This window comes from Leptospira yasudae (genome assembly GCF_003545925.1).
Classification (GTDB): Bacteria; Spirochaetota; Leptospiria; order Leptospirales; family Leptospiraceae; genus Leptospira; species Leptospira yasudae.
Genome location: NZ_QHCU01000001.1, coordinates 213,942 through 236,979 on the forward strand (window position 1 = coordinate 213,942; position 23,038 = coordinate 236,979).

Below are 23,038 nucleotides of genomic sequence, written 5' to 3' on the forward strand. Positions count from 1 at the left end.
AATGTTCCGGGTGAAGAGTCCCACCCGGAAAAATGGAATTATACTCCGTAGAAAAGGAAGGACGCGATGATAGTCCAAACCCCTACTGCAATTCCAAAAATTCCCAACTTACCTTGGATCGGAGCCAATTTCGCTAAGAGTTCGGCGCCTTTTTTCTTTGCTTCTTCGTTTTTAGAAAGAACGTAAGTAGAGATCGTTCCAAAGCCGAGGATGAATCCGAGAACCGCTTGAACGATGTTTCCAGCGAGTGCAGTCACCCAGTAAATCGGCCAAGTTGGAAGCCATCCAAGACCGAGAAGCCCTTGGAATACGATTCCATAGATTCCCCAGAAGCAGAAAACCAGACCGATCCAACCTTGGTAAGGTGAAATCTTTGCAAGTAACTCTTTTGCATCCGGTTTTTTCGCCAAAAGCAGGGAAGGCACAGCAAGGATGCTGAGCACGATGAGTGTAATTCCTGATACCATTTGTATCTCCTGTTGAATTGAATTAGATTCAAAACCTTTTTACTGTTTCATTTTGCGTAAAAAGATCGTATGCATCTATCAGATCGAGTAACTCTTACCTAAGTGATTTTTTGCTCACTTTTTAGGTTTTGTTCCTCGTTTTAGGCCTTTCTTTCTTTTTTTATAAGAAAATCATCTAACGATCATTCAGCGCAACCGACCTTTCTCAAAAAAGAATCAGTAATTTCTGAATCATTTTCGGGAACAAAGATCGGTTTTTCGAAGATGACGCATAAATTTATCTAATGAATTTATAATATGATAAAGAATATATAATTCAAAATATAGCTTGTTGCCCGATGAATATACATTTAGGGAGCGCTTTTATCCTTGGTGTACAAAACGATTTCGTTTTATCACGACTGATTCCAAGTTACAATACGAAAGTTCGCATAACGTTGGGTATTCCGACTTGAGAATTTTGCGGAAGCTTGGTGCCGCGGATCGTAAAACCCGTTTTCAATTCACAAACCCTTCTTTCGAAAGAAGGATCGGCTGAGGAGAATTTTGATTCGCACCCAGGTCGTAAATCATTGCTTCGGGAGAATTCTCCCGCGATCCAGGAGAGCCTTTCGAAGATCGGGATGATTCTGTCGGATGTGGGAACTCATACATTCTCCCGTTGGTCTGAGATTCTCTCTTCCGGTGTTGATCCGACTTGAAAACCTGAAATTACAGAAAAAGGAAGGAGTTCCCACGTTCTCTGAAAAACGTCGGGCGACGCGGCCCTTTCTCCATTTGGGCGCAGGAGTTCCCACAAAATTCGGTCAAACGGTCAAACTTCGCTTTCCGTACAAGCGTTTTTCGATTTTCCCCTTGACCGTCGGGGGACGTCGACCAGATTGGTTGAAAACGACTTAAAACAGGCCGGACGGATATGTACGCTATTATTTCAGTTGGAAACAGACAATACAAGGTAACCCAGGATCAGGAATTTCTGACCGAAAAAACCGGCAAAAACGCGGGTGAATCCTTTGACGCAAAAGTTCTTCTTTTCGCGGAATCCAGCAATAAGGTTCATATCGGACAACCTGAGCTAAAAACGGCTCGTGTTTCCTTAAAAGTTCTCGAAGACGTAAAAGGTGACAAAATTCACGCTTACGTTTACAAAAGAAGAAAGAACTATCAAAAAGCTTGGGGCCACAGACAACAGCTCCAAAAAGTTAAGGTCGTTTCTCTCTCCGCAGTTTGATCCGAATTCGGATAACTCGTAACGGAGAATTTTATTCTTCCTTGGAAAGCGAGGGACATTCCCCGGTTTCTTTAGGAAAAAAAGGGGAGAATCTTCTCTGCTCTGCCGTCTCGGTTCTGGTTCAGACCTTATATCTGCACCTCCTCCAATCCGGCAAAGCGAAACCCGCAGAGATCGCCGACGGCTATCTGCGATTCGAAGTTCTCCAGCAAGACGCATTGATACAAACTAGTTTCGATTTGGTTCTCACCGGGTTAAAAAACCTCAAGAGCCAATATCCGACAGAAATTGAACTGATAGGAGTACCTGAAAATGGCACATAAGAAAGGTGGTGGATCTTCTAAGAACGGCCGGGATTCAAATTCCCAGAGACTCGGCGTAAAACGTTTCGGCGGTGAATCCGTTCTCGCAGGAAATATTCTCGTTCGTCAAAGAGGAACAAAATTCCGCCCTGGCAACAACGTTGGCCTTGGAAAGGATCACACTCTCTTTGCTCTCGTTCACGGGAAAGTAAAGTTCGAGATGGTATCCAAATTGAAGATGCAGGTTTCCGTTTACCCGGAATAAACCTTCATATTTCAACAAAAACCGGATGAACCGCAGTCTCCTGCCCGCTTCTGGGTCCGGACTCTGCGGTTTTTTGTTTTATTAGGTAATTTAAGAATTTAGAATATTCGATTAACAACATGGAATCCTTTGTAGACGAAGTCGCCATTGAAGTGTTCGCCGGTCACGGCGGAGCAGGTTCCGTTCATTTCCGCAGGGAAAAATACGTCGAGTTCGGCGGTCCCGACGGCGGAGACGGAGGAATCGGCGGAAACGTGATCATTCGTCCGAATCTTTCCATGTACACCTTGGACAAATATCTTTCCAAAAGAAAGTTCAAAGCGGAAGCCGGTTTTCCCGGAGTCGGCGACAATTGTTCCGGCAAAAAAGGAGAAGACTTGATCCTCTTCGTTCCTCTCGGAACGCAGATCTACGACGAGGAAACCGGCGATCTTCTTTTCGATTTCGTTTCCGACACGCAGGAATTCGTCGTCGTACGAGGCGGCCGAGGCGGAAAAGGAAACACACACTTTAAATCTTCCACCAATCAAACTCCCCGCTTCGCGCAGCCCGGAGAGGAGGGAGAATATAAATTTCTACGTCTTTCGTTGAAACTTTTGGCCGACGTCGGAATCGTCGGTCTTCCGAACGCAGGTAAATCGACTTTGATCTCAAAGATCACGGACGCGCATCCGAAGATCGCGGGCTACGCGTTTACGACTCTTTCTCCGAACCTCGGCGTTGTTAAGCGAAGAGGAGATATCTTCCGTTTTACGATCGCGGACATTCCCGGCATCATCGAAGGCGCGAGCATGGGAATCGGGCTCGGACTTTCGTTTCTGCGTCATATCGAGCGAGTGAAGGGAATTTTATATCTGTTCGACGCTTCCTCTTTGGACATCGAAGAGGATTTGAAGATGCTGAAAAACGAACTTTCCACATACAATCCGGAACTTCTCAAGCGCCCTTATCTGATCGTATTGAACAAAATCGACGTGTGGGACGATCCCGAATTTACCAAGGACGTAATCCAAAAAGTTTCCCATCTCGGTAAGGTGATCGCGATCTCCGCGGACAAGGAAACGAACTTGGAAGAACTTTTAATCACAATGGACGAAACCTTTTTCAAAGAAGAAATCGAAAAGGTTTTAAATCCGGTAAAAGAATCCAAATCCGCTTTGTCGGAAGAATCGGACGATGACTCTGCCGCACTCGGTTCGATTTCGAATTCGCCCGACAAGGCGTCGGATCGCAAGGAGTTCCAAGAATGAATTCATCCATCTTAGAACGCTCCGCTCTTTCGGAAAAAATCCGTTCCGCCGAGATGATCGTAATCAAGGTCGGTTCTGCGAGATTGTCCGGTCCTTCCTCGGAAGTGAACGACTTTCTGTTTCAATTGGTAAGCGACATCCGTCATCTCCGCGATCTCGGCAAAAAGGTGATCCTCGTTTCCTCCGGCGCGATCGCAAGAGGAAGACTTTTGTTAAGCGAACTCCCCTCTTCCATTTCCTCGGGAGATTCTCTTTCCGAAAAACAGGCGTTAGCCGCCATGGGTCAGAACCGTCTCGTCAATCTATACGACAGTTTTTTTTCCAAGGTGAATCTGAGCATCGCGCAGATTCTTTTCGGGGTTTTGGATCTCGAATCCAAAGAAGGTTATAAAAATCTAAAGAATACGTTCACGCAACTTTTGGAATGGGGAATTCTTCCCATCGTAAACGAAAACGATTCCGTTGCGACCGAAGAGGTAAAATTCGGAGACAACGATATGCTTTCGGCTCTGGTGAGTCTGATCGTAGGCGCGGATCTGCTCGTCATTCTTACCGGCGTGGACGGATTTTTGAAAGAAGAGAAGGTCGTTCCGTTTTTGGGAAGAATTACCAAAGACGATTTGAATCTCGCGGGCGGTCCGAGCGGTCCCGGAACGGGGGGTATGTTTACCAAGCTCAAATCGGCGGGTTTGTTATCCGAAGCCGGAATTCCGACCGCGATCTTAAACGGAAAGAAGATGCACGTGATCCGAGAGTTTTTGAACAAGAACGAAATCGGAACGTTAGTCGCTCCTTCTGGAAACCGAGTTTTTTCGGAAGAGGACGTAAAGGAAATCATTCGTAAGAATCGAAATGCGAACGGAAACGGAGGAAATCATATATGAAAGAAATCGAATACGTTGAAGACCTTTGTTCGCACGCGAAAAAAGCTTCCAGAAGTCTAAAGGCGCTTCCTTCCTCCAAAAAGAATAAAATTCTTTCTGATCTCGCGGACCTGCTCGAAAAAAGAAAATCGGAAATCCTCGCCGCAAACGAACAGGATCTCAAAGACGGTAAGGAAAAAAATCTTTCCGCGGCCTTGATGGACCGCCTTTTGTTAAACGACAAGAGAATCGCCGCGATGGCTTCCGCGGTTCGGGAAATCGTAAGTCTTCCCGATCCAGTGGGAGAAGTTACGCGCGGCTTGACTCTTCCAAACGGTCTTGAACTCGTAACGAGACGGGTTCCGCTCGGGGTCGTTATGGTGATCTACGAATCTCGTCCGAATGTCACGATCGACGTGGGTGCGCTTTCCTTTAAATCGGGAAACGCTTGTATTCTTAGAGGAGGAAGCGAAGCGTTTCACTCGAACGCGATCCTCGTAAAACTATTTCATGAAATTCTAAATAAAGAAGGAATAGACACGGGAGCGGTGACGTTCGTGGACAAAACGGATCGATCGTTTATGCTTCCCTTCTTTCAACAAACCGCGTCGATCGATATCGTAGTTCCGAGAGGCGGAGAAGGTTTGATCCGGTTCGTCAGCGAAAATTCCAAAATCCCCGTCGTCAAACACGACAAAGGCGTTTGTAATCTTTACATCGATCAGGACGCGGATCCCGAGAAAGTGATTCCGATCGTAATCAACTCGAAGGTCCAAAGACCCGGAGTTTGCAACGCGACTGAGAATCTGATTCTTCATAACGGATATCCGTTCCGCAAAGAACTGTTAGAGGCTCTTGCAAAAGAAGGCGTGGAACTTCTTTTAGATCCCCCCGCTCTGGCTTTGTTTCCGAAAGGAAAACCGGTAAGCGAAGCCGACTACATGGAAGAATTCTTAGATCTGAGACTTTCCGTAAAAACGGTTTCTTCTCTGGAGGAAGCGTTGGCGTTTATCGAAAGGACCTCATCGGGTCACACGGAAGCGATCGTAACGGAAGACGTAACCACCGCGAAAACGTTTACGAACTCCTTGGATTCCGCAGCGCTTTTCGTGAATTGTTCCACCCGCTTTCACGACGGAGGAGAATTCGGCCTGGGAGCGGAAGTCGGAATTTCCACCGGTAAACTTCATGTTCGCGGACCGATGGGTTTGGTGCATCTCACGACTACGACCACTTACGTCAACGGAAGCGGACAAATCCGAGGTTAAGACTTGTCCGGTGAATCCCAAATTCTCACCGGAATCTTCGGAGGAAGTTTCGATCCTCCCCACCTAGGACATTCAGGAATCCTAAAGTCTTTTTTTCAGGAAGTTCCCGAATGTAAGGAAGTCTTTCTGATTCCCAATCGGCAAAATCCTCTCAAAAACGAGAAGAGGACTTCCTCCGAAACTATATTAGAGATGTTGCATATTTTTGTTTCCGAATTTCGGGAAACGATCCGCATCCTGGACTTGGAACTCAAACGAACAGGCCCAAGCTTTACGATTCAAACGATCTTGGAACTGAAGGCTTCTTATCCGAATCGCGAGTTTTTGCTTTTGATCGGAGAGGATAATTATTCGAACTTTCATCAGTGGAAGGATTGGAAAGAAATCCTCAACCACGTGCATGAGGTTTTCGTGTTCCGTCGTTTTTCGGAAAACATTCCGGCGAACGACCACCTTTCCGGAAAAGGACGGTTTCGTTTTTTAAACAATCCGCTGATTCCGGTAAGCTCCACGGACTTGAGAATTTCTTTTGCTAAGTCCGATTCCGCTTCGGCGGCTTTGAAGCGAGAACGGCTTTCCGAAAACATTTTAGCTTACATCGAGAAGAACGGCTTATATCGTAAGTAGGCGTTGAGATAAAATTCGTATATTTCCTATTGCTTTAGGAAAACGAAAACAAGATCGGTAGAAAATCTTATGTTAATCTTTGAAAAGGCAAATTTTTTAGGAAGAATTCCTTTCGTTACTCTTTCCCTGATTGTTTTAATGTTCCTCTTGAACATATTTCAAGCGGACGACATACAACTTTCTTCCGATAACATCAATTCTTACAATCTGATTACTTCGATCTTTGCCCATGCCAATTTCATACATTTCTTAGGAAATGCTTTCTATCTTTATATGTTCGGCGACAATGTTGAGGATGTTCTCGGTCATATAATTTATTTATGCTTATTTGTTTTACTGGGACTCATCGCCAATTACTCCTTTATTCTTCTGCACACCGGAGAAGACTTTCGATTGGTCGGCGCCTCAGGAGCAATTTCGGGAGTTTTAGGTTTATATCTAATTTTTTTTCCAAATGTAAAATCAGACGTTGTTTTTCCGGTTAAAGTTACGCGCTACAGCTGGGATTATATAACGCTCCGGAATATCCCGATATCATGGAGTCTCACTCTCTGGTTTATCATTCAGGTAGCTTTTACCATTTACGAATCGATCGGTTCATTCGGTGTTGCTTTCTCCGCTCATGTAGGAGGTTTCATTGCGGGAATTCTATTTGGCTTGTTATTAAAAAAATTAGGTTTTATTGATAGACATTCCCTGAGGCTGCAGCGCCTGGTCAAAGATAAAATGAGTGTCTTATGTCCTTCTTGCAACACTCCCAAGAAAATACCGAAGTATGGAAGATATAAATGCGGAGCCTGTGATTGTGAATTCCTCTTTGATAGCAAAGGAAAAAGAATACTAATACCTTGATTCAATAAAATCGCGGCTCTTGTTCAAAATGCCAGAGTTTCGACCCCACCCTCAATTTTAGAATTTCCAAAAGATTCTCTCCCTACAATTTGGATTCATGAAGGCAGCCTTCTCCTACGACCCCGAAACGATCCGCAGAGCCTTGGGATTACAATCCGGGACTTGGTTTCAAAAGGAATCACCGATTGCTACGATTACGACTTCCTCTGCGGAAGCGGAATCCGGCTCCCTCTTTATCCCGCTCCGGGGAAATCGGGACGGTCACGAATTTATCCGCGACGCGATCGCCAACGGTGCGTCCTATTTTTTAGTGGAGGAAGATCACCCGATTCGAAACGGCTTAACGAAGGAAGAAACAGCCAAGTCGATTCCCGTAAAAGATACATTGATCGCGCTCGGAAGATTGGCGGAATTTCACAGAATGAGATACAATCCGATCGTAATTGCCGTAACCGGCTCGAGCGGAAAAACGACCACGAAAGAGCTATTAGGGAATTGTCTCAAACCGATCGGCGAACAAGCGTTAGTCGTCACGGAAAAAAATTATAACAACGAAATCGGTCTTCCGTTCACCCTCTTTCGAATCACGGATCGAACTCGAATCGTCGTCTGCGAACTCGGTATGAACCACAAAGGGGAAATTTCCAGATTAACCCGGATCGCAAAACCGGATCACGCCGTTATAACTACGATCGGAACCGCGCATATAGAATTCTTAGGCAGTCAAAAAGGAATCGCAAAGGCCAAAGCGGAAGTAGCGGAAGGTCTTACAAAGGGCGGCAAACTCTTTTACCCAAGCGCCGGAGAATATTCTAAAGTTCTAAAGCGAAAGCTCCGTAAACACGGCGGAAAACTCGTCCTTGCCGAACCGGGCAGGACGTTTTCCGTTCTCGAAAAACGGCCGTCCGGATTCTTATTAAATTATAAAGACAAAGAAATCGAGTGGAATCTACCCGGAGAAAAACTTTTGGGAAACGTGGCCGTCGCGGTTTCCTGTTTGGAAGCGATCGGAACCCCGATCGAATGGATTCAAGACGGAGTCTCCTCGTTTCGTTCCGCGAATAAGCGACTCGATTTTCAATCCGGTAAATACAACGTGATCAACGATACGTATAACGCGAACTACGAATCCATGCTTTCTTCCTTGGAAGTCGCGGATCAACTTGCGGACGGAAAGGAATTCTTTGCGGTATTAGGCGACATGAAAGAACTCGGAAAACATTCCTCCGAATTCCATAAAAAACTCGGCAAATACTGCGCGGGCTTTCCAAATCTCAAAGGCTTATTTACGTTCGGGAACGACGCGAGTTTGATACGGGACGAATTTTTGAAACGAACATCCTCTCCGCGATTTGCGGAACATTTTCCGGGAACGGAAGAAGGGTTGAAGGAACTCGTTCGAATCTTTACGAACTCTGTTCCGGAGGGTTCCGTGGTTTTAGCGAAGGCGTCCCGAGGAATTCAGCTCGAACGCTTCGTAGAAACCCTTCCGGTTTAGTTCTTGCAAACCTCTTTACGCACAGAAACAGTTTCAGAAGGAGAATCCAACTTGAACATAAAAGTGGCAATCATCATGGGCAGTCATTCCGATTGGGAAACGATGAAGGAAGCCGAGTTGATCCTAAAGGATTTCGGAGTTAGTGTTCATAAAGAAATCGTTTCGGCTCACAGATCCCCCGAACTTATGTTGGAATTTTCCAAGAACGCGAAACAAGCCGGTTACTCCGTCATCATCGCCGGAGCAGGAGGAGCCGCTCATCTTCCCGGTATGGTTGCGTCGATGACAACTCTTCCCGTACTGGGAGTTCCGGTTCAAAGCAAAGCGCTCAACGGATTGGACAGTCTTCTTTCCATCGTTCAAATGCCGGGCGGTGTTCCCGTGGGGACTCTCGCGATCGGAACGGCGGGTGCGAAGAATGCGGGCCTTCTCGCTCTGAGAATTCTTTCCTTACAAAGCGTTGAACTTTCCGAAAAACTCGAACAATATCGGATCAAAATTCGAGAAGAAGCCCTCTCCAAAAACAAGGATCTTCTGTGAACCGAGAGAACGTTCTTCTTCCCGGCGCTAAACTCGGGGTTATGGGCGCGGGACAACTCGCGAGAATGTTCTGCTTGGAAGTGATTCCGTTCGGATACGAAGTTTCCGTTTATTCTCCCGAAAAGAATTCTCCCGCGGCGGGTGCGGGTGCGAACGAATTCGTATCCGAATACGAAGACGTTACCGCACTGACCGATTTTCTAAAGAAGATCGACGCTCTTACATTCGAATTTGAGAATATTCCGGAAATTGCACTTTCCACCATCGAAAATTTTTCCGAACGAACGGGACTAAAAGTCAATCCGTCTCCGGACTGCATCCGAATCGCGCAAAACCGATGGAAAGAAAAAACTTCCTTTCAAAAGGCGGGGATTCCTACCGTAAACTTCTATCCCGTGTTCACGAAAGAGGACAAGCGTTCGGTTCCGTCCAAAGTCAAGTTTCCCTGCATTTTAAAAACGAACACGATGGGTTATGATGGGAAAGGTCAAGTGAAATGTAAGACGCAGGAAGAACTGGTTTCCGCGCTTGCCGATCTCAAAGAATTCAATCATATCGTGGAGGAATTTTTTCCGTTTACGGACGAGGCTTCCGTAATCTTAGCGAGATTCGAAGACGGTACGATTTCCCATTTTCGACCGTCTCGAAACGTTCATAAAAATCACATTCTGGATCTGACCTTTCATCCCGGAGAATTTCCGAAAAGCGTGGAAGAGAATCTTGTCGCTTATGCAAAAAAACTCGCTGAAACGATCGATTATGTAGGCGTTTTCGGAATCGAATTCTTTATCAAGGGAGAGGAAATTCTTTGCAATGAGTTCGCTCCGAGACCGCATAACTCCGGGCATTTCAGCCAGGACAGCGGAACAATTTCCCAATTTGCTCTTCAGATGAGAACTCTTTGTAATCTTCCCGCACCGAAGAACATCCCCGTTAAAGCGGTCACGATGAAGAACATTCTCGGCGAAGATTACAAACCCGGCTCCGTTCTCTGGAATCGAGCATTAGAAAATCCTTATTATCACCTCCACCTTTACGGAAAAACGGAGGTCCGCAACGGAAGAAAGATGGGTCACTGGAATTATTCCGGACCGAATCCGGAATCCGCGTTTGTAGACTGGGATTGACAGTTTCCATCTTAGGATTTTCCCCGATCGACGTAACCGAATGCGGGTTCCTTTCCCGCGTTCGATAAACAAGTTGTTGACAACGCTTCCGATTTTCTTATGCGTTTTGCTTTTCGTTCAATGTTGGTCCAATCCGTTTTGTCGGCCGCCTATCGAATGTTCGATGGGAATCCACAACCGACTTTGCCCGGATCATTCCTTAAAAACGTTCATCTAACAAAATTTATACGGCCGGCTTTCCGATCGAGAAATACTGAAACCCTTGTTTTTTCATGGATTCCGGAGAATACTGATTTCTTCCGTCGAAGATCACGCTTTGTTTCATCAGGCTCTTCACTTTCGCGAAATCGGGTTCTCTAAATTCTCTCCATTCGGTTAAAAGAAGAAGAGCGTCCGCGTCTTTAAGAGCGGAATATGCATCGTCCGCATATTGCACCTTCCCTTCGAAATAATGACCCGAAGTCTCTTTGGAAACCGGATCATAGACCTGTAATTTTACGTTTTTATCATGTAGTTTGAGCAAAAGAGGAATCGAAGGAGCCTCTCTCATATCGTCCGTTCCCGGTTTAAAGGAAAGTCCCCAAACCGCGAAGGTCTTTCCGGCAAGACCGGATTCTCCGTAAAACTTTACGATTTTCTCATAGAGTCTGAGTTTTTGCGCCTCGTTGACTTCTTCCACTTTGCGGATGATCTGCAAGGGCGCACCTTCGTCTTCCGACGTTTTGATGAGGGCGCGAACGTCCTTCGGAAAACAAGAACCTCCATATCCGATTCCCGCGTACAAGAACTGTCTTCCGATTCTGGAGTCGGTTCCCATTCCTTTGCGCACGTCTTCGTAATTTCCTCCGACGGCTTCGCAAAGGTTCGCGATCTCGTTGGCAAAGGAGATTTTCGTCGCGAGGAACGCGTTACACGCGTATTTGGTAAGTTCCGCGGAAACGACCCCCATGCGGAGAATCGGATTTCCGTTGAGAACGAAAGGCGCATACAATTGTGCGATGAGGTCGCCGGCTTTCTGCGTTTCCGCTCCGATCACGACGCGTTCGGGACGCATAAAGTCGTCGATCGCCGCTCCTTCTTTCAAAAATTCGGGGTTGGAAACGACATCGAATTCTTGTTTGGTTTCGTTGGCGATGATCGCTTTGACTTGAGCCGCAGTTCCGACCGGAACGGTGGACTTATCCACGATGACCTTGTATCCGTTAATGGATTTACCGATTTCCTTTGCGACCGCAAAGACCGCGGAAAGATCCGACGATCCGTCCGGGAGTGTGGGAGTTCCCACAGCGATAAAAATGATTTCCGATTTTTCCACGCCTTCCTTGAGAGAAGTCGTGAAATCCAACCGTTTTTCCTTCCAATTGGTCAAAACCAATTCGGAAAGACCCGGTTCATAGATGGGAATGATTCCTTTTTTAAGATTTGCGATTTTTGTTTCGTCCTTATCGACGCAAATCACGTGATTTCCGTATTCCGCGAAACAAGCCCCAGCGACGAGACCGACATACCCGCTTCCAATCACACAAACTTTCATATTGAGAACCAGGATTCCCGGCTTTCCGAGGCGAGAAAGAAAAATAAATCAGGAAGAAGCGTCTTTTTCCAGGCGACTTTGGACCGGAAGCCAAGCCGCACCCTCGAATTTCGGAAGATCGAGCCGTTCCAGCTCAAAAGAAAGAATCCCGTCCTTCCAAAGGTAATTGCTTCCCACGTGGTTGTCCCCTTCGTGCAACGCGATCCCCAGCGAATACTTTCCTGCGGAAAAATTCAGAGGAAGTCGGAACTGCGCCCGGACGGATTCTCCCGCGCGGATGTTTTTCAGCGAATTTCCGAGGTGAAACGTGTTCGTTCCGAAAGCACGGATTCCCCGAGCATCGTCGATGTGAAAGCCGACCGTCAAATCGGGGATTTCCTTTTTGAATTTTACGCCGACCGTAATTTCCACCTCGGCGCCGACCGGAAGAATCTTCGGATTGATCTGGCCTTTGTGTTGAATTCCGACCGAAAGAGTTTCCACGGGAGAATCCTTCTGCAAAGGAAGAACGTTTTCTTGTCCGCTCCCCGCATCCGCGATGATCTGCATGTATTCGCGAAATCCTTCGACGGGATCTCCGTCAAAAACCAGTTTTCCTTTTTCCAAAATGAGAACCCGAGAACAGACGGACTTTAAAAGTTCGAGATCGTGACTGACGATGAGCGTCATCGTTCCCTGTTCCTGAAACGAACGGAAACGCTGCAGACATTTCTGCTGGAAACTCGCGTCTCCTACCGCGAGAGCCTCGTCCACGATGAGAATGTCGGGCCGTGCAAACGTCGCGAGCGCAAAGCCGAGGCGCATCACCATTCCGGAAGAATATTGTTTGATCGGAATATTCTTAAATTCTTGTAAACCGGCGAAGGTGAAAATCTCCTCCATCGAGGATTCGATTTCTTTCGGACTCAGTCCCCAAACGAGACCGTTGTAATACAGATTTTCCCGTCCGTCAAGTTCGGGATTGAATCCGACTCCGAGTTCGAGGATGGATCGAAGCGTTCCCGTTTTCAGAATTTTCCCCGACGCGTACGAAGAAACTCCCGTGAGAACTTTCAACAAAGTGGACTTTCCCGCGCCGTTTCTTCCGATCAAACCGACGATTTCTCCGGAACCGATTTCAAAGCTTACGTTTTTCAGAGCGTCGTAACGCACGTCGTTCCCGAAAAAACCGAGCGTGAGTACGTTTAAAATCCGGTGGGAAGGGCCGCTAAAACCGGTGTAAACCTTGTTCAGATTTTCTACTTTTAAGCTCAAAGATGATCCAGAATGACGGAATGAAATTTAGAACGGCTGAGGATTCCGATCAAAGGAAAAAAAATCAGGGACGGAAGAAATTCTTTCCAATGAAAAACGGGAACGAAGTCGTTTAATAATACGAAACGGAAAAGTTCCAAAGGAAAGTTCAACGGATTCCAAACGTTGACTTCCTGCAAAAAGCCGGAGGAAACGTATAAAATCGGCAGGGACCAAAAGAAGAATTGGGAGATCAGTCGAATCAGAGGAGTGATGTCCCGAAGAATCACGTTGGCTCTCGCGAGATAACCCTGCACGAAAGAAAGCAGATATCCCGTGACAACCACGATCAAAACACCGAGCGGGAAAAAATAAACATTCAATTTATCTAATACAATCAGAACGACCAGAATCGGAACGGCCGTCACGGCGAAATGAACGAGCATCTGCACGTAAGGAATCCAAAGAAAGATTTCGGGGCCAAGAGGAGACCGTTTGATGAGTTGTCTGTTTTCGGTAAGAATGGAAGTTCCGCGGATCATGTATTCCTGAAGAGGAATCCAAAACAAAAGACCGCTGAACGCGTATCCGATAAAGTCGGAAGCGGATTCGGGATTTCCTTTTAAATGAAGAAATAAAAAGACGATCGTGTAGATAAGGATCAAACTGAGGTTTTGAATCAACATCCACGAGATTCCCAAGGAACTTCCCGCGAATTGTAAGGCGTAATCTCTCCGCACTAAGATCCAAAGAATCGGCAAATTTTTCAACACTGCGTTACGCCTGAAGAACCTTACCTTCCTTACAGGAATAGATCCCGTCAATTCCAAAAATCCATTGGTCCAAGAGGTCGATTCCGAGAGAATCCAACAACTTGCCGAAATTCTTATAAATCCAAACGTCTTCTCTGCTCGGTTTGCAGCCGGATTCGGGATGATTGTGCGCGATGATCACGGCGGAGGCCGCGTCGTTCAAGATGATCTTCAATAGGTCGCGGCTTTGTACTCCGACTTCTTCCAGACTTCCGGTCGCGACGACTTCGGCGCGTAACACGGAACCTTCGGGAGAAAGAGTGATGAGAACGAAACATTCTCTGTTTTTGGGGATTAAACTTGTGGATAAAAAGTTCAGAAGCTGCTTGGAGGAATAACGTTTCCCTTTGAGCGCTTCCCATTTGAGACGTCTCGCGAATTCGATGGCGGCGATTAAGGCGGTCGCCTTTGCGTTGCCGATGCCGGGAATCCTACGAAGATCCGAAACTTGTTTTTGAAGAAGTCCGCCCAGTCCCTTGCTTTGATGCAAGATATTGCGGCTCAATTCCTCGATCGGCTGAGCCCGATTCCCTCTTCCCAGAAGTACCGCCAAAAGTTCCCAATCTTCCAGGGATTCGGCTTCATACGCAATCCGCGTTCTGGGATCGGGAAAAGGACCCAACCTTTCAGAGAGTTTTCCGCTAGATTTCAAATCCGCTTCAGGTTGTTTTTACTGAGCTCAGAAAGTGAATCTGCAAACCAGGTTCCCTTTTGAACTACTTCCCCTTCAAACGCTTCTTCCAGATAATCCGCGAAGGATTTAAGATTCGACTCACCCGCGCGAGCCCGTTCCTTCCAGTTAGGACCGGCACCGGCGAGACCACCGCGTTTTCTCTGGTAATTTGCTGATTCTTGCAGAGATCGAATGATCATAGTCTTCTCTCCATTCTTAATAAATTAGACGACATAAACAGATAAAACCACAGGATAATCCACTAAACGGATATGTATATACTAATCAAAATAGTAGTAAATGTCAACCCAAAACGCTCTTTTTTTTCGAAAATCCTCGATTTTCGATCCAGAAGCCCTTTTGAGTCCCAAAACCCCGTGTTTTCCTCCGTTTCTGAATCCTATCTTAACGTTTCCCCCGGACAAAAACGTTTCGTTTGAATTTTTTTTGAAAAGAATTTCGATTTTTTCCAAAGCGTGCGCTTGATCTTCTCCGTCGCGAACCGCTTCGAACGTGCGGAAAAGCGAATTCTCCCGTCCCAAACCGGCAACGATTTTGTTTTGGGTTTGCCTTCTTTGCGTTTTCACAAACGGTTTGCGCGGGGAAGAAGACGAACGCGAACGATTTCGATCGGATATCGATCCGGCCTTCTTTCTTTCTCCGAAGAATTCTTCCCTTGCTTTGGGAGTTTTGACCGAAGCGCGAAAGAAATTTCCTCCCTCGTTCGGAGCCTCCGGAGAATTCTTTATCGTAAAACGAAACGAACATCTTTGGAAGACTTCGTTCGTTTATGTGAATCATAGAACCGCGGCGGAAACCTCTCCGCCAGTTCATCAAACCTACGCGGGTTTCGGTTATTCTTTCGTTTCGAGGGAGAATTCTTTCTCTTCTTCTTTGTTTGCCGGTTGGGAACGCGGATACAAGGACCTCTGCGTGATCGGGTTTCGATTGGAAATTCCTACTCGACAGTCGATCCATCTTTTCGGAAAGACCGGCGAAGAATTTCGAAACGTTTCTCTTGTACTGCATTCTCCATTGAACCGGGAACTTCGGTTGTTTGCGGGAGTTTCGAGAACTTGGACGGAGGCTCATACCGAAGATCGTTTCACGCTCGGAATCGGATTTGCCTGGGACAACGCCGCCGTTTCGTTTTTTGGAAATCAAAGTGCAATCGATAAAGACGCTTCGTTTTCCGCGCGTGCGGACATCGGAGATCTTTTTGAAAAAGATTCCGATTCAAGGGCGACTCGAATTTCCTCTGGCAATCGCATCGATCGCGAATCGGAGGCGGCGTATGATCGCTCTTCCATAAAGAACACGGAAATATCCGAGAAACACGATCTTGTTCGAAGATCACCGATTCACCGTTATACGAATACCTCTTTTACGCTGCAGGAACTTTTGTCGGCGGGATTTCCGCTCGCGGCCGCGTTGCGAATCTCCAGAGAAAGCGCGCGTTCTCGAAACGAATTTGCGGAGTTCTTCCATTCTCTTTCGGAAAAAGAACAAGCGAAGATTTACGTCCTTTTAAAAAAGAAGAATCCGGCGGCGCGGCCGAAGGCCGCGCCGGACAAGGCGGACAAAAAACGAACCGATACGAACGTCCGGAAGGAAAAACCGTGAGTTTGAAACCGGATTCGTTTTTTAGAATATTCGAATTCTTTGTTTCTTCGTCGAATCCGAAAGTTTACGCGCCTCGTTTTCTGTTTTTATGCGCGGTTTTTTGCGCCGGGACTCCGATCGATGCGATCGAATCTAGAGTCGGAGCCACCGGAGAAACATACGAATCGAGATATACGCATACCGCCAAAGAGAATTGGTTTTTGAAAACTTCGAACTGTCCGATACAACCCGATCCGAAGACGAAACAAACTCCGGTTTCGAACGACACGAATGTCGCTTATCCATCGGCTCGTTCTTGTTGGACCGGCTTTTTCGAAACTCGAAACGGAACCCCGCTCTTTTCCGCAAAAGTCGATCACAAAACCGTTCGCGCCGGCTTCGGACATAGGTTTCGACCTCTGGAGAATTTTTATTTTCTGAGGGACAACGACTTTTATACCGCGCTTCCGGAGATCGATCAAGCGGTGCATCGTTCGGGCTTTTTCGGTCTTCTCTGGAAGGGTTGGTCGCTCGGGACGTATTACTCCGAACAAGAAGCGAAACGCAGAGCGGGGTATTATTTTCTTTCTCCGAAGAAGTTATTCGAAGCCGCGTATTCTCCCGAGGTTTCCAAACATTACGTTTCTCTAAATTTTCAATCGAATCATTGGAATCTTCCCGGTCCTCGGATCGTTTCCAGAATTCAAACCGTCGGCGAGAAAAAGGAAATCGGCGGGACGTTTTATACTTCTATGTTTTCGGAACGCTTGGATTCCGAATTTCGTCTGACCGGGTATCGCGGGAAAACCGAGGATCTTTTCGCACTCGACCCGAATCGGAACGAACTGCGCGGACAAGCTTCGTTGGTTCGTTTCGGACTCGTTTCCCACTCCGCGTTCTCGATAGAATGGATTCGCGCGTGGAATCGGCCGAGCGCCTCTCCGTCGCAATCGGAAACAAACTCTTTCCATCTTCCGAGCTCGGAAACGATTCCCCCGCCGGCTGCGAGACGTTGGGAAATCATCGGAGGGAAGGCTCCGATCGTTTACGATCCTTCTTACGGAGGAATTCTTCTTTCCTTGAGAAGTTATACGAACGAAACGATCGGCCGGGGAATGTATTACGGTTTATACCGAAACCGGTTTACGATCGAAGCGGGACAAGAATGGAGAATCAACGGAGATGCGATCACCGAAGGGAAATGGTCCTTTCGAATCGCGGAGACTTGGAACTTGGAAGGCGCGTTTTTGTTTCAGAAGGAAGGAAATCGAACGGATTCCCTTTTCGAGGCGAGAACGGCAAGGGATGAAACGAGTTTGATCTTTACGGATCGCTCTTCTTCGTTTCGTCTTCGGCTTTTATCGCCGACCATCGCTTTTACGGTAAGTCATTCGCGAAAGAAGGAAAGTAAAAGCGACGGAATTTGGATCAACTTGCAGGTGCAGTTTCCGTTTTGAAGGCGTGCAGACGGCGGCCTTTTCAAATTCGGCCGCCTCTTTTCGTTTTAGATCAATCCAGCTTCACTCGGAATTCTTGAATCAAGTGAATGAGAAAGGTCATGATTCCGGAAAAGATGTAAAAGAAAATCAATCCGTAGATCAGCCAAGGCCAGCGGTTGAGTCCTACAAGAGCGAGAAGAATGGTGATTCCCGCTACGAGCAGAAACAATCTCGTAGGATTGAGTTTGGATCGAATGGCCGCTTGCGGTTTCGAATAACGTATGTTGGAAACCATCAAGATCGCGATCAAAACGAAACCGGTGATCGTAATCCAATGAGGAGAGGAGTTCGCGTTCAAAAAGATCGGAAAAAATCCGACGGTTACACCCGCCACAGGAGAAGGAAGTCCCGTAAAGGATTTCGGATCGTGTGCGACGTTGAAACGTGCGAGTCGATACGCGGCGCAGATCGGGAAAATCGCGGCGATGAGCATTCCGATCGGGAAAAGATCTTCCTTACCGAATACGTCGATCTTGTATTCGCAGAGAACCATCTGATACATCAGATAACCCGGAGCGATTCCGAACGCGGTCAAATCCGCAAGACTGTCCAGATCGGCTCCCAATTCGGATGTCGCGTTGAGCGCTCTTGCGGCCATACCGTCGAGTCCGTCGCAGAGAGCCGCAAGCAATATAAAGAATCCTGCAAGTGTGTAAGCCTGTAACTCGCTTCCGCCCCTGGAACCGGCTTCGGATGCAACGAGCATAGCGCTGAATCCCATCGTGAGATTTCCGAGTGTAAGAGTGTTAGGAACCCAACTTAGTTTGAGTTTCATGTAAAAATCTCCTGTCTGGATGGACTGACCGTAAAATCGATATCTCTCTGGTAGCCTTTCTGAAAAAGATAGTATCCCAAGGACGCTACCATTGCGCCGTTATCGGTACAATAAATTTTTTTCTTGGGAGTATAAAGTTCCACTGAATTCTTTTCAGCCCAAGACTGCAATCGTTTCCGAAGCGTGCCGTTTGCCAACACTCCCCCCGCGGCAAAGATCCGGCGAATTCCCGTTTTCGCGACGGCCCGTTTGAGATTCCGTTCCACAAGATCGAACGCTGAATTTTGAAAGTTCCAACATATCCGCTCCTGGGAAAGATCCTTTTGTTTTTCCAGCTGAACCATTACCGCCGTCTTCAGTCCGCTAAAAGAGAAGGAAACCTCGTTGTGAGGAAGATTCCTAAGCAGCGGAGGAAGAATCGGTTTCTCGTCCGGAGCGGGAACATAGGCGTTCGCTTTCGCTTCGATATGCGGTCCGCCCGGATAAGGCAGATTCAAAAGTCCCGCAACTTTATCAAAGGCTTCTCCCAAAGCATCGTCCATCGTATCGCCGAGGAGTTCCATTCTACCAAATTCTCGCAGGGTGTAAATGGCGGAATTCCCGCCGGAGAGTAATAATCCGAGAACGGGGAATTCCGCGGGAACTCCCTCCAAGTGTAAAACGGCAAAGTGGGATTGAAGATGACAAACCGGTAAAATCGGAGTCCCGTAAACCATGTGAATGCAACGGGCCATTTGCGCCCCGACCATCAAAGATCCGGTCAAACCCGGGGAAGAAGTCACTGCGACGTAAGAAAGGTCCTCGAACCCGATCTTTGCTTCTTCCATCGCTTCTTCGAGGAGAAGGTTGATCTTTTCCAGATGAGCGCGCGAAGCGATCTCCGGAACGATTCCTCCGTAGGGTTTGTGCAGATCGATCTGACTGAAAATTCTAAGACTGAGTAACTCTTTCCCGTCGCGGACGATTCCGATGGAGGTCTCGTCGCAACTGGTTTCGATTCCCATTCCGATCATGCGTTTGTCGGTTTCTTTTCTCCGTCTTTCGGAGCACTGAGAATTTCGATCGCTTTACGAAGCTGCGGGTCCAGTTCTACGTCGGGAATTCCGTTGTGACTGTCTTGTTGGCTTCTGCTTTTGTATAAGAACTTGGCGACGTCGGCGGAAAGTTTGATTCCCTTTTCAGCGAGATACTTTTCAAAGAGGACAAAGTTCGCCTCGGAATAATTCGGATTCTTAGCAAGAAAGGCTTCGAGCATTTTCTTTTCGGCCATCTTGCGGATGTAGAATCGATCGTCTTCCGTAGGCTCCACCGATTTTACGACTACGTCGGGTTGGATTCCTTTTCCGTGAATCGACTTTCCGCTCGGAGTATAATATTTCTGAATCGTAAGAGCGATTCCCGTGTTATGCGAAAGAGGATAGATGTTTTGAACGGAACCTTTTCCGAAAGAAACCGTCCCGAGAATTTTTCCTCTTCCATGATCCTGCATCGCTCCCGCAAAAATTTCGGAAGCGCTTGCGGACCCTTCATTGATAAGAACGACTAACGGTAGATTGGTGACCTTATCGTTTGCGCTCGTGGAGCGGAACACTCGAACGAGTTCTCCCCCTCTTCCCCGCACGGACACGATATCAAGATCCGGTTTTAGAAAAAGATCGGAAAGCGTGATCGCAAGATCCAAAAGCCCGCCCGGATTCATTCTCAAGTCGACGATCAATCCTTCGGCGCCTTTGTCCTTGAGGGAATTCAGTTCTTTTTTGAATTCGGAAAGCGTGCTGTCCTTTCCCATGAACTGATTGAGTTTGATATAACCGAGTTTTTCTTTTTCCAGATACGAAGAACGCACATAACGGATCTTGATCATCTCACGGACTAAAGTAAGAAGGATCGGTTCCTTTTGATTCTTTCGTTCGAGTTTGATCGACACAGAAGTTCCGACTTTTCCTCTCATGAGTTTTATGGAATCGGAAAGAGAAAGATCGTGCGTGTTCTTCCCGTCGATTTCGACGATTCGATCCTGCGGGAGAATTCCCGCTTTCATCGCGGGAGTATCTTCGATCGGCGATATGACAACGATGGCTCCGTCTGCGAAGGAGACTTCCATCCCGAGTCCTCCGAAACTTCCGCGCGTTTCTTCTTGGAGTTGGGAGAAATCATCCTTATCCATAAATCGGGAATGAGGATCGCCAAGCGAGGAAATCAATCCGCGGATCGCTCCGACGTAGAGCTTTTCTTCGTCCACGGATTCCACGTAATCGGTATGGATGACGGACAATACTTCGTGGAAGATTTGGAGATAGGATTCTCCCGCTTTGGAAATTCCTTTTACGGTTCCTGTCGGGAGAATCAGTGCGAAGCTGAGAAAGGAAACGATTCCAATCCAGACCATTCTTTCTTTACTTTTCATATTGTTTGAGCAATGCCTCGTGCAGCGCGGGACTTTTTTCCTTCAGTCGATCCAGTACACTATCGGGATCCAGTCTGTAGACTGAACAGGCTTCGAGAAAAAATGTGAGATCGTTGGGTGCGGCTTTTCCGGAAGAAGCCTTGAGGTTCGCGTTGATTCTCGCGATGCTGACCCGTTCCAGAACCCTTTTTAGATCACCGTCGGTGATATCTTTTTTAGGAGGACTGCACTGGAGAACGAAAAGGAGGAGAATAAAGAGGAAGAAATTTCGTTGAAACACTCTGTCCGAAGTTTCAGTCGAGTTTCTCCCTCTGTCAATCAGTAAATTCGATACAATCCGATCAGCTTGCCCATCACCGTTGCTTTCTTGGTTTTGATCGGTTTGTATTTCGGATTTCTCGCTTCGAGTCGAATCTGATCCTGTTCTTTATAATATACTTTCAATGTGGCTTCGTCTTCGATGAGCGCGACTACGATTTCACCGTTGCGTGCGATGTCTCGTTTTTCGATGATCGCGATATCGCCGTCGTTGATTCCCGCTTCCACCATGGAATCTCCCTGAACCCGAAGCGCATACATAGGAACGTTGCCCTTTGCCATCTCGTCGGGGACGGGAATGTAGGATTCGATGTTTTCTTCGGCGAAGATCGGAAGACCGGCCGCGACTCGACCGATTACGGGAATGCTCGTCGCTTGCACGGGAAGAGATTCCATCGGGCTTTGACGGATGAGTTCGATTGCGCGGGATTGATTCTTAGCGGTCTTGAGATATCCCTTTTTTTCGATCGCCTTGAGGTGATCGTAAGCGCCTTTCGCGGTGATTCCGAATTCGTCTCCGATTTCCCGGATCGTAGGAGGAAAACCGCGTTCCTTAATGATTGCAGTGATGAATGTGAGGACAGCCTGTTGCTTGTCTGTCAGGTCTTTCATACTAAACAACTTAGTAGTGAATAAATGCTAAGTCAACACAAAAATAGTAAAACTTGTCGGGGGATTGTGATCGGGGGTCGCCTGCGCGCAGCGCAGGCGGTTTTACAACTTCAAGTATTCGCTTTTTAAAATGAACGAACCTCTGGAAACGATCTGCGCTCCTTCTTTCAAGCCCGCTTTGATGACGACCTCGTCTCCGACCGTATCACCGGTGATGACCTCGGTCGCTTCGAAACTTCCGTCTTCGTTTTGGAGAAAGACGATCGACTTTCCTTCGATCTCATGCACCGCTTCGAGAGGAATCGTCCGTCTCGGCTCACCCGTATTCACGACCATTCCTTTCACCTTTGCGGTCACGGATTGTCCCGGTTTCAGTTTTCCGTTCCGATTGGAAACCATGATTCTAAGTTTGGCGGTTCGTTTGATATTATCCAGAACCGTTCCCACATACGCAACCTCGCCCTTGATCCCGGGAGATTTTTCATCCCCGAGAGGATAAATCATCGCGTCGGCTCCTTCGGCGATCGTGCCCAAATCCTTTTCATACACTTCGAGAAGGACCATTAGATTGGTAAGATTTGCGATCGTAAACAGATCCTCGTTTCTGGTGACCTGTTGTCCCTGCACGGCCTTTCTTTCGGTGACTTCTCCGTTGATCGGACTGCGGAGAACGAGGTTGGAGGAAACGTAAACCCCTCTTTCGATTCCGTTGATTTCACCGGGAGTCAAGCCGTAGTTTTCCAGTTTGATCCGAGTCGTTTCCACTTCGGTCTTTGCGGTTTTATACTGCATGTTCGCGAACTCGTAGTCCTTCGCGGAGGTTACTTTCATGTCGAAGAGTTCCTTTGCCCGGTCCGCCTGGAGTTTCAACGCTTCGAGACTCGCTCTTGCTTTCACGTAAGAAGCTTCCACTTCTCCGAGAACGACGGAAGAAAGAATCGCAAGAGGAGAACCCTGACTGACCCGATCTCCTTCGCGCACGAGAACCTTTTTGATTCTCGCTTCCACGGTGGAACCGGCTCTCGCCATACTTTCCGGATCGTAGGAAATTCTTCCCGGAAGAGCTACCTCGTCGAAGGCGGAAACTTCCTTAAGAGCGACTAACGTGAGAGGATGTCGTTTTAAAATCTCTTCGGAAACGGTGAATCTGTTTTTACTGACCGCAACGGGCTTTTTCTCTTCCGCTTTTTTAGGGAAGAATTTTTTATAACCGAAGTATACCGCGCTCACGATCGCGAGAAGGATAAGAGTCGTTCTATAACGGTTTACGAAATTGATCATAC

The 23,038-nt window shown here is 47.2% G+C and carries 24 protein-coding genes and 1 pseudogene; 13 read left to right on the plus strand and 12 right to left on the minus strand.

The annotated features are described in order from the left end of the window. Positions 1–38 precede the first annotated feature (38 nt). Positions 39–467 (minus strand): hypothetical protein, encoded by a 429-nt coding sequence (locus tag DLM76_RS00990; protein WP_118956294.1) that lies wholly within the window; start codon positions 465–467, stop codon positions 39–41. Positions 468–1,383: 916 nt separating this feature from the next. Between DLM76_RS00990 and rplU the strand changes: the two genes are divergently transcribed. The 11 genes from rplU (at position 1,384) to DLM76_RS01050 (ending at position 10,290) form a co-directional block, all read left to right on the plus strand. After that, positions 1,384–1,698: a 50S ribosomal protein L21 gene (gene rplU / locus DLM76_RS01000; RefSeq protein WP_118956292.1), complete on the plus strand. Its 315-nt coding sequence runs from the start codon at positions 1,384–1,386 to the stop codon at positions 1,696–1,698. Continuing rightward, positions 1,695–2,021 (plus strand): ribosomal-processing cysteine protease Prp, encoded by a 327-nt coding sequence (locus DLM76_RS01005; RefSeq protein ID WP_118956291.1) that lies wholly within the window; start codon positions 1,695–1,697, stop codon positions 2,019–2,021. Before rplU ends, DLM76_RS01005 begins: the two co-directional genes overlap by 4 nt. After that, on the plus strand, positions 2,011–2,265 hold the full coding sequence (gene rpmA, locus DLM76_RS01010) for a 50S ribosomal protein L27 (protein ID WP_002629808.1): 255 nt from the start codon (positions 2,011–2,013) through the stop codon (positions 2,263–2,265). Before DLM76_RS01005 ends, rpmA begins: the two co-directional genes overlap by 11 nt. A gap of 119 nt (positions 2,266–2,384) precedes the next feature. Next, complete coding sequence (gene obgE / locus DLM76_RS01015; protein WP_241548156.1) at positions 2,385–3,515, plus strand: GTPase ObgE; 1,131 nt, start codon at positions 2,385–2,387, stop codon at positions 3,513–3,515. Beyond that, positions 3,512–4,399: a glutamate 5-kinase gene (proB, locus tag DLM76_RS01020; protein ID WP_118964139.1), complete on the plus strand. Its 888-nt coding sequence runs from the start codon at positions 3,512–3,514 to the stop codon at positions 4,397–4,399. The genes obgE and proB overlap by 4 nt, the downstream gene beginning before the upstream one ends. Then, on the plus strand, positions 4,396–5,646 hold the full coding sequence (locus tag DLM76_RS01025) for a glutamate-5-semialdehyde dehydrogenase (RefSeq protein WP_118964140.1): 1,251 nt from the start codon (positions 4,396–4,398) through the stop codon (positions 5,644–5,646). Before proB ends, DLM76_RS01025 begins: the two co-directional genes overlap by 4 nt. A 3-nt stretch (positions 5,647–5,649) precedes the next feature. Next, positions 5,650–6,273, plus strand: coding sequence for a nicotinate (nicotinamide) nucleotide adenylyltransferase (gene nadD / locus DLM76_RS01030; protein ID WP_118964141.1), 624 nt, complete (start codon positions 5,650–5,652; stop codon positions 6,271–6,273). A 69-nt stretch (positions 6,274–6,342) separates the two neighbouring features. Further along, positions 6,343–7,125 (plus strand): rhomboid family intramembrane serine protease, encoded by a 783-nt coding sequence (locus DLM76_RS01035; protein ID WP_118964142.1) that lies wholly within the window; start codon positions 6,343–6,345, stop codon positions 7,123–7,125. A 97-nt stretch (positions 7,126–7,222) separates the two neighbouring features. Then, entirely contained in the window at positions 7,223–8,623 is a 1,401-nt protein-coding gene (locus DLM76_RS01040) for a UDP-N-acetylmuramoyl-tripeptide--D-alanyl-D-alanine ligase (protein ID WP_118964143.1), read from the plus strand. 51 nt (positions 8,624–8,674) lie between these two features. Then, entirely contained in the window at positions 8,675–9,163 is a 489-nt protein-coding gene (gene purE, locus DLM76_RS01045) for a 5-(carboxyamino)imidazole ribonucleotide mutase (RefSeq protein ID WP_118964144.1), read from the plus strand. Further along, positions 9,160–10,290 carry a 5-(carboxyamino)imidazole ribonucleotide synthase gene (locus DLM76_RS01050; RefSeq protein WP_174714629.1) on the plus strand — a complete coding sequence of 377 codons (1,131 nt, stop codon included), beginning with the start codon at positions 9,160–9,162 and terminating at the stop codon, positions 10,288–10,290. The genes purE and DLM76_RS01050 overlap by 4 nt, the downstream gene beginning before the upstream one ends. A 223-nt stretch (positions 10,291–10,513) precedes the next feature. On the opposite strand, the gene DLM76_RS01055 is transcribed toward DLM76_RS01050, so the two are convergent. The 5 genes from DLM76_RS01055 to DLM76_RS01075 are packed head-to-tail and all read right to left on the minus strand — an operon-like array spanning position 10,514 to position 14,742. After that, positions 10,514–11,824 carry a UDP-glucose dehydrogenase family protein gene (locus DLM76_RS01055; protein WP_118956285.1) on the minus strand — a complete coding sequence of 437 codons (1,311 nt, stop codon included), beginning with the start codon at positions 11,822–11,824 and terminating at the stop codon, positions 10,514–10,516. Between the two features lie 48 nt (positions 11,825–11,872). Further along, a complete protein-coding gene (locus DLM76_RS01060; RefSeq protein ID WP_118964145.1) occupies positions 11,873–13,078 on the minus strand; it encodes an ABC transporter ATP-binding protein in 1,206 nt (401 codons plus the stop codon). Beyond that, a complete protein-coding gene (locus tag DLM76_RS01065; RefSeq protein WP_118964146.1) occupies positions 13,075–13,830 on the minus strand; it encodes an ABC transporter permease in 756 nt (251 codons plus the stop codon). The genes DLM76_RS01060 and DLM76_RS01065 overlap by 4 nt, the downstream gene beginning before the upstream one ends. Before the next feature lie 4 nt (positions 13,831–13,834). Further along, positions 13,835–14,521: a JAB domain-containing protein gene (locus DLM76_RS01070; RefSeq protein ID WP_118964147.1), complete on the minus strand. Its 687-nt coding sequence runs from the start codon at positions 14,519–14,521 to the stop codon at positions 13,835–13,837. Further along, on the minus strand, positions 14,518–14,742 hold the full coding sequence (locus DLM76_RS01075; RefSeq protein ID WP_118964148.1) for an LIC12298 family protein: 225 nt from the start codon (positions 14,740–14,742) through the stop codon (positions 14,518–14,520). Before DLM76_RS01075 ends, DLM76_RS01070 begins: the two co-directional genes overlap by 4 nt. A gap of 394 nt (positions 14,743–15,136) precedes the next feature. Here DLM76_RS01075 and DLM76_RS01085 point away from each other — a divergent pair, with 394 nt between their 5' ends. Then, entirely contained in the window at positions 15,137–16,165 is a 1,029-nt protein-coding gene (locus DLM76_RS01085) for a hypothetical protein (protein ID WP_241548181.1), read from the plus strand. A 125-nt stretch (positions 16,166–16,290) separates the two neighbouring features. Then, positions 16,291–17,073: pseudogene (locus tag DLM76_RS22115) on the plus strand (hypothetical protein); the annotation flags it as partial. A 580-nt stretch (positions 17,074–17,653) separates the two neighbouring features. Here the strand turns inward: DLM76_RS22115 and pssA are convergent. From pssA to DLM76_RS01120, 6 genes are all read right to left on the minus strand, one after another. Then, positions 17,654–18,418 carry a CDP-diacylglycerol--serine O-phosphatidyltransferase gene (gene pssA, locus DLM76_RS01095; protein ID WP_118956281.1) on the minus strand — a complete coding sequence of 255 codons (765 nt, stop codon included), beginning with the start codon at positions 18,416–18,418 and terminating at the stop codon, positions 17,654–17,656. Continuing rightward, positions 18,415–19,431 carry a tRNA (adenosine(37)-N6)-threonylcarbamoyltransferase complex transferase subunit TsaD gene (gene tsaD / locus DLM76_RS01100; RefSeq protein WP_118964150.1) on the minus strand — a complete coding sequence of 339 codons (1,017 nt, stop codon included), beginning with the start codon at positions 19,429–19,431 and terminating at the stop codon, positions 18,415–18,417. Before tsaD ends, pssA begins: the two co-directional genes overlap by 4 nt. After that, entirely contained in the window at positions 19,428–20,825 is a 1,398-nt protein-coding gene (locus tag DLM76_RS01105; protein ID WP_118964151.1) for a S41 family peptidase, read from the minus strand. The genes tsaD and DLM76_RS01105 overlap by 4 nt, the downstream gene beginning before the upstream one ends. Next, entirely contained in the window at positions 20,815–21,105 is a 291-nt protein-coding gene (locus DLM76_RS01110) for an LA_1448 family UV-C exposure upregulated protein (protein WP_118956278.1), read from the minus strand. Before DLM76_RS01110 ends, DLM76_RS01105 begins: the two co-directional genes overlap by 11 nt. 38 nt (positions 21,106–21,143) lie before the next feature. Continuing rightward, positions 21,144–21,755, minus strand: a complete 612-nt coding sequence (gene lexA, locus DLM76_RS01115) for a transcriptional repressor LexA (protein WP_118956277.1) — start codon at positions 21,753–21,755, stop codon at positions 21,144–21,146. Positions 21,756–21,857: 102 nt separating this feature from the next. Continuing rightward, complete coding sequence (locus tag DLM76_RS01120) at positions 21,858–23,036, minus strand: efflux RND transporter periplasmic adaptor subunit (protein ID WP_118956276.1); 1,179 nt, start codon at positions 23,034–23,036, stop codon at positions 21,858–21,860. Between the last annotated feature and the right edge of the window lie 2 nt (positions 23,037–23,038).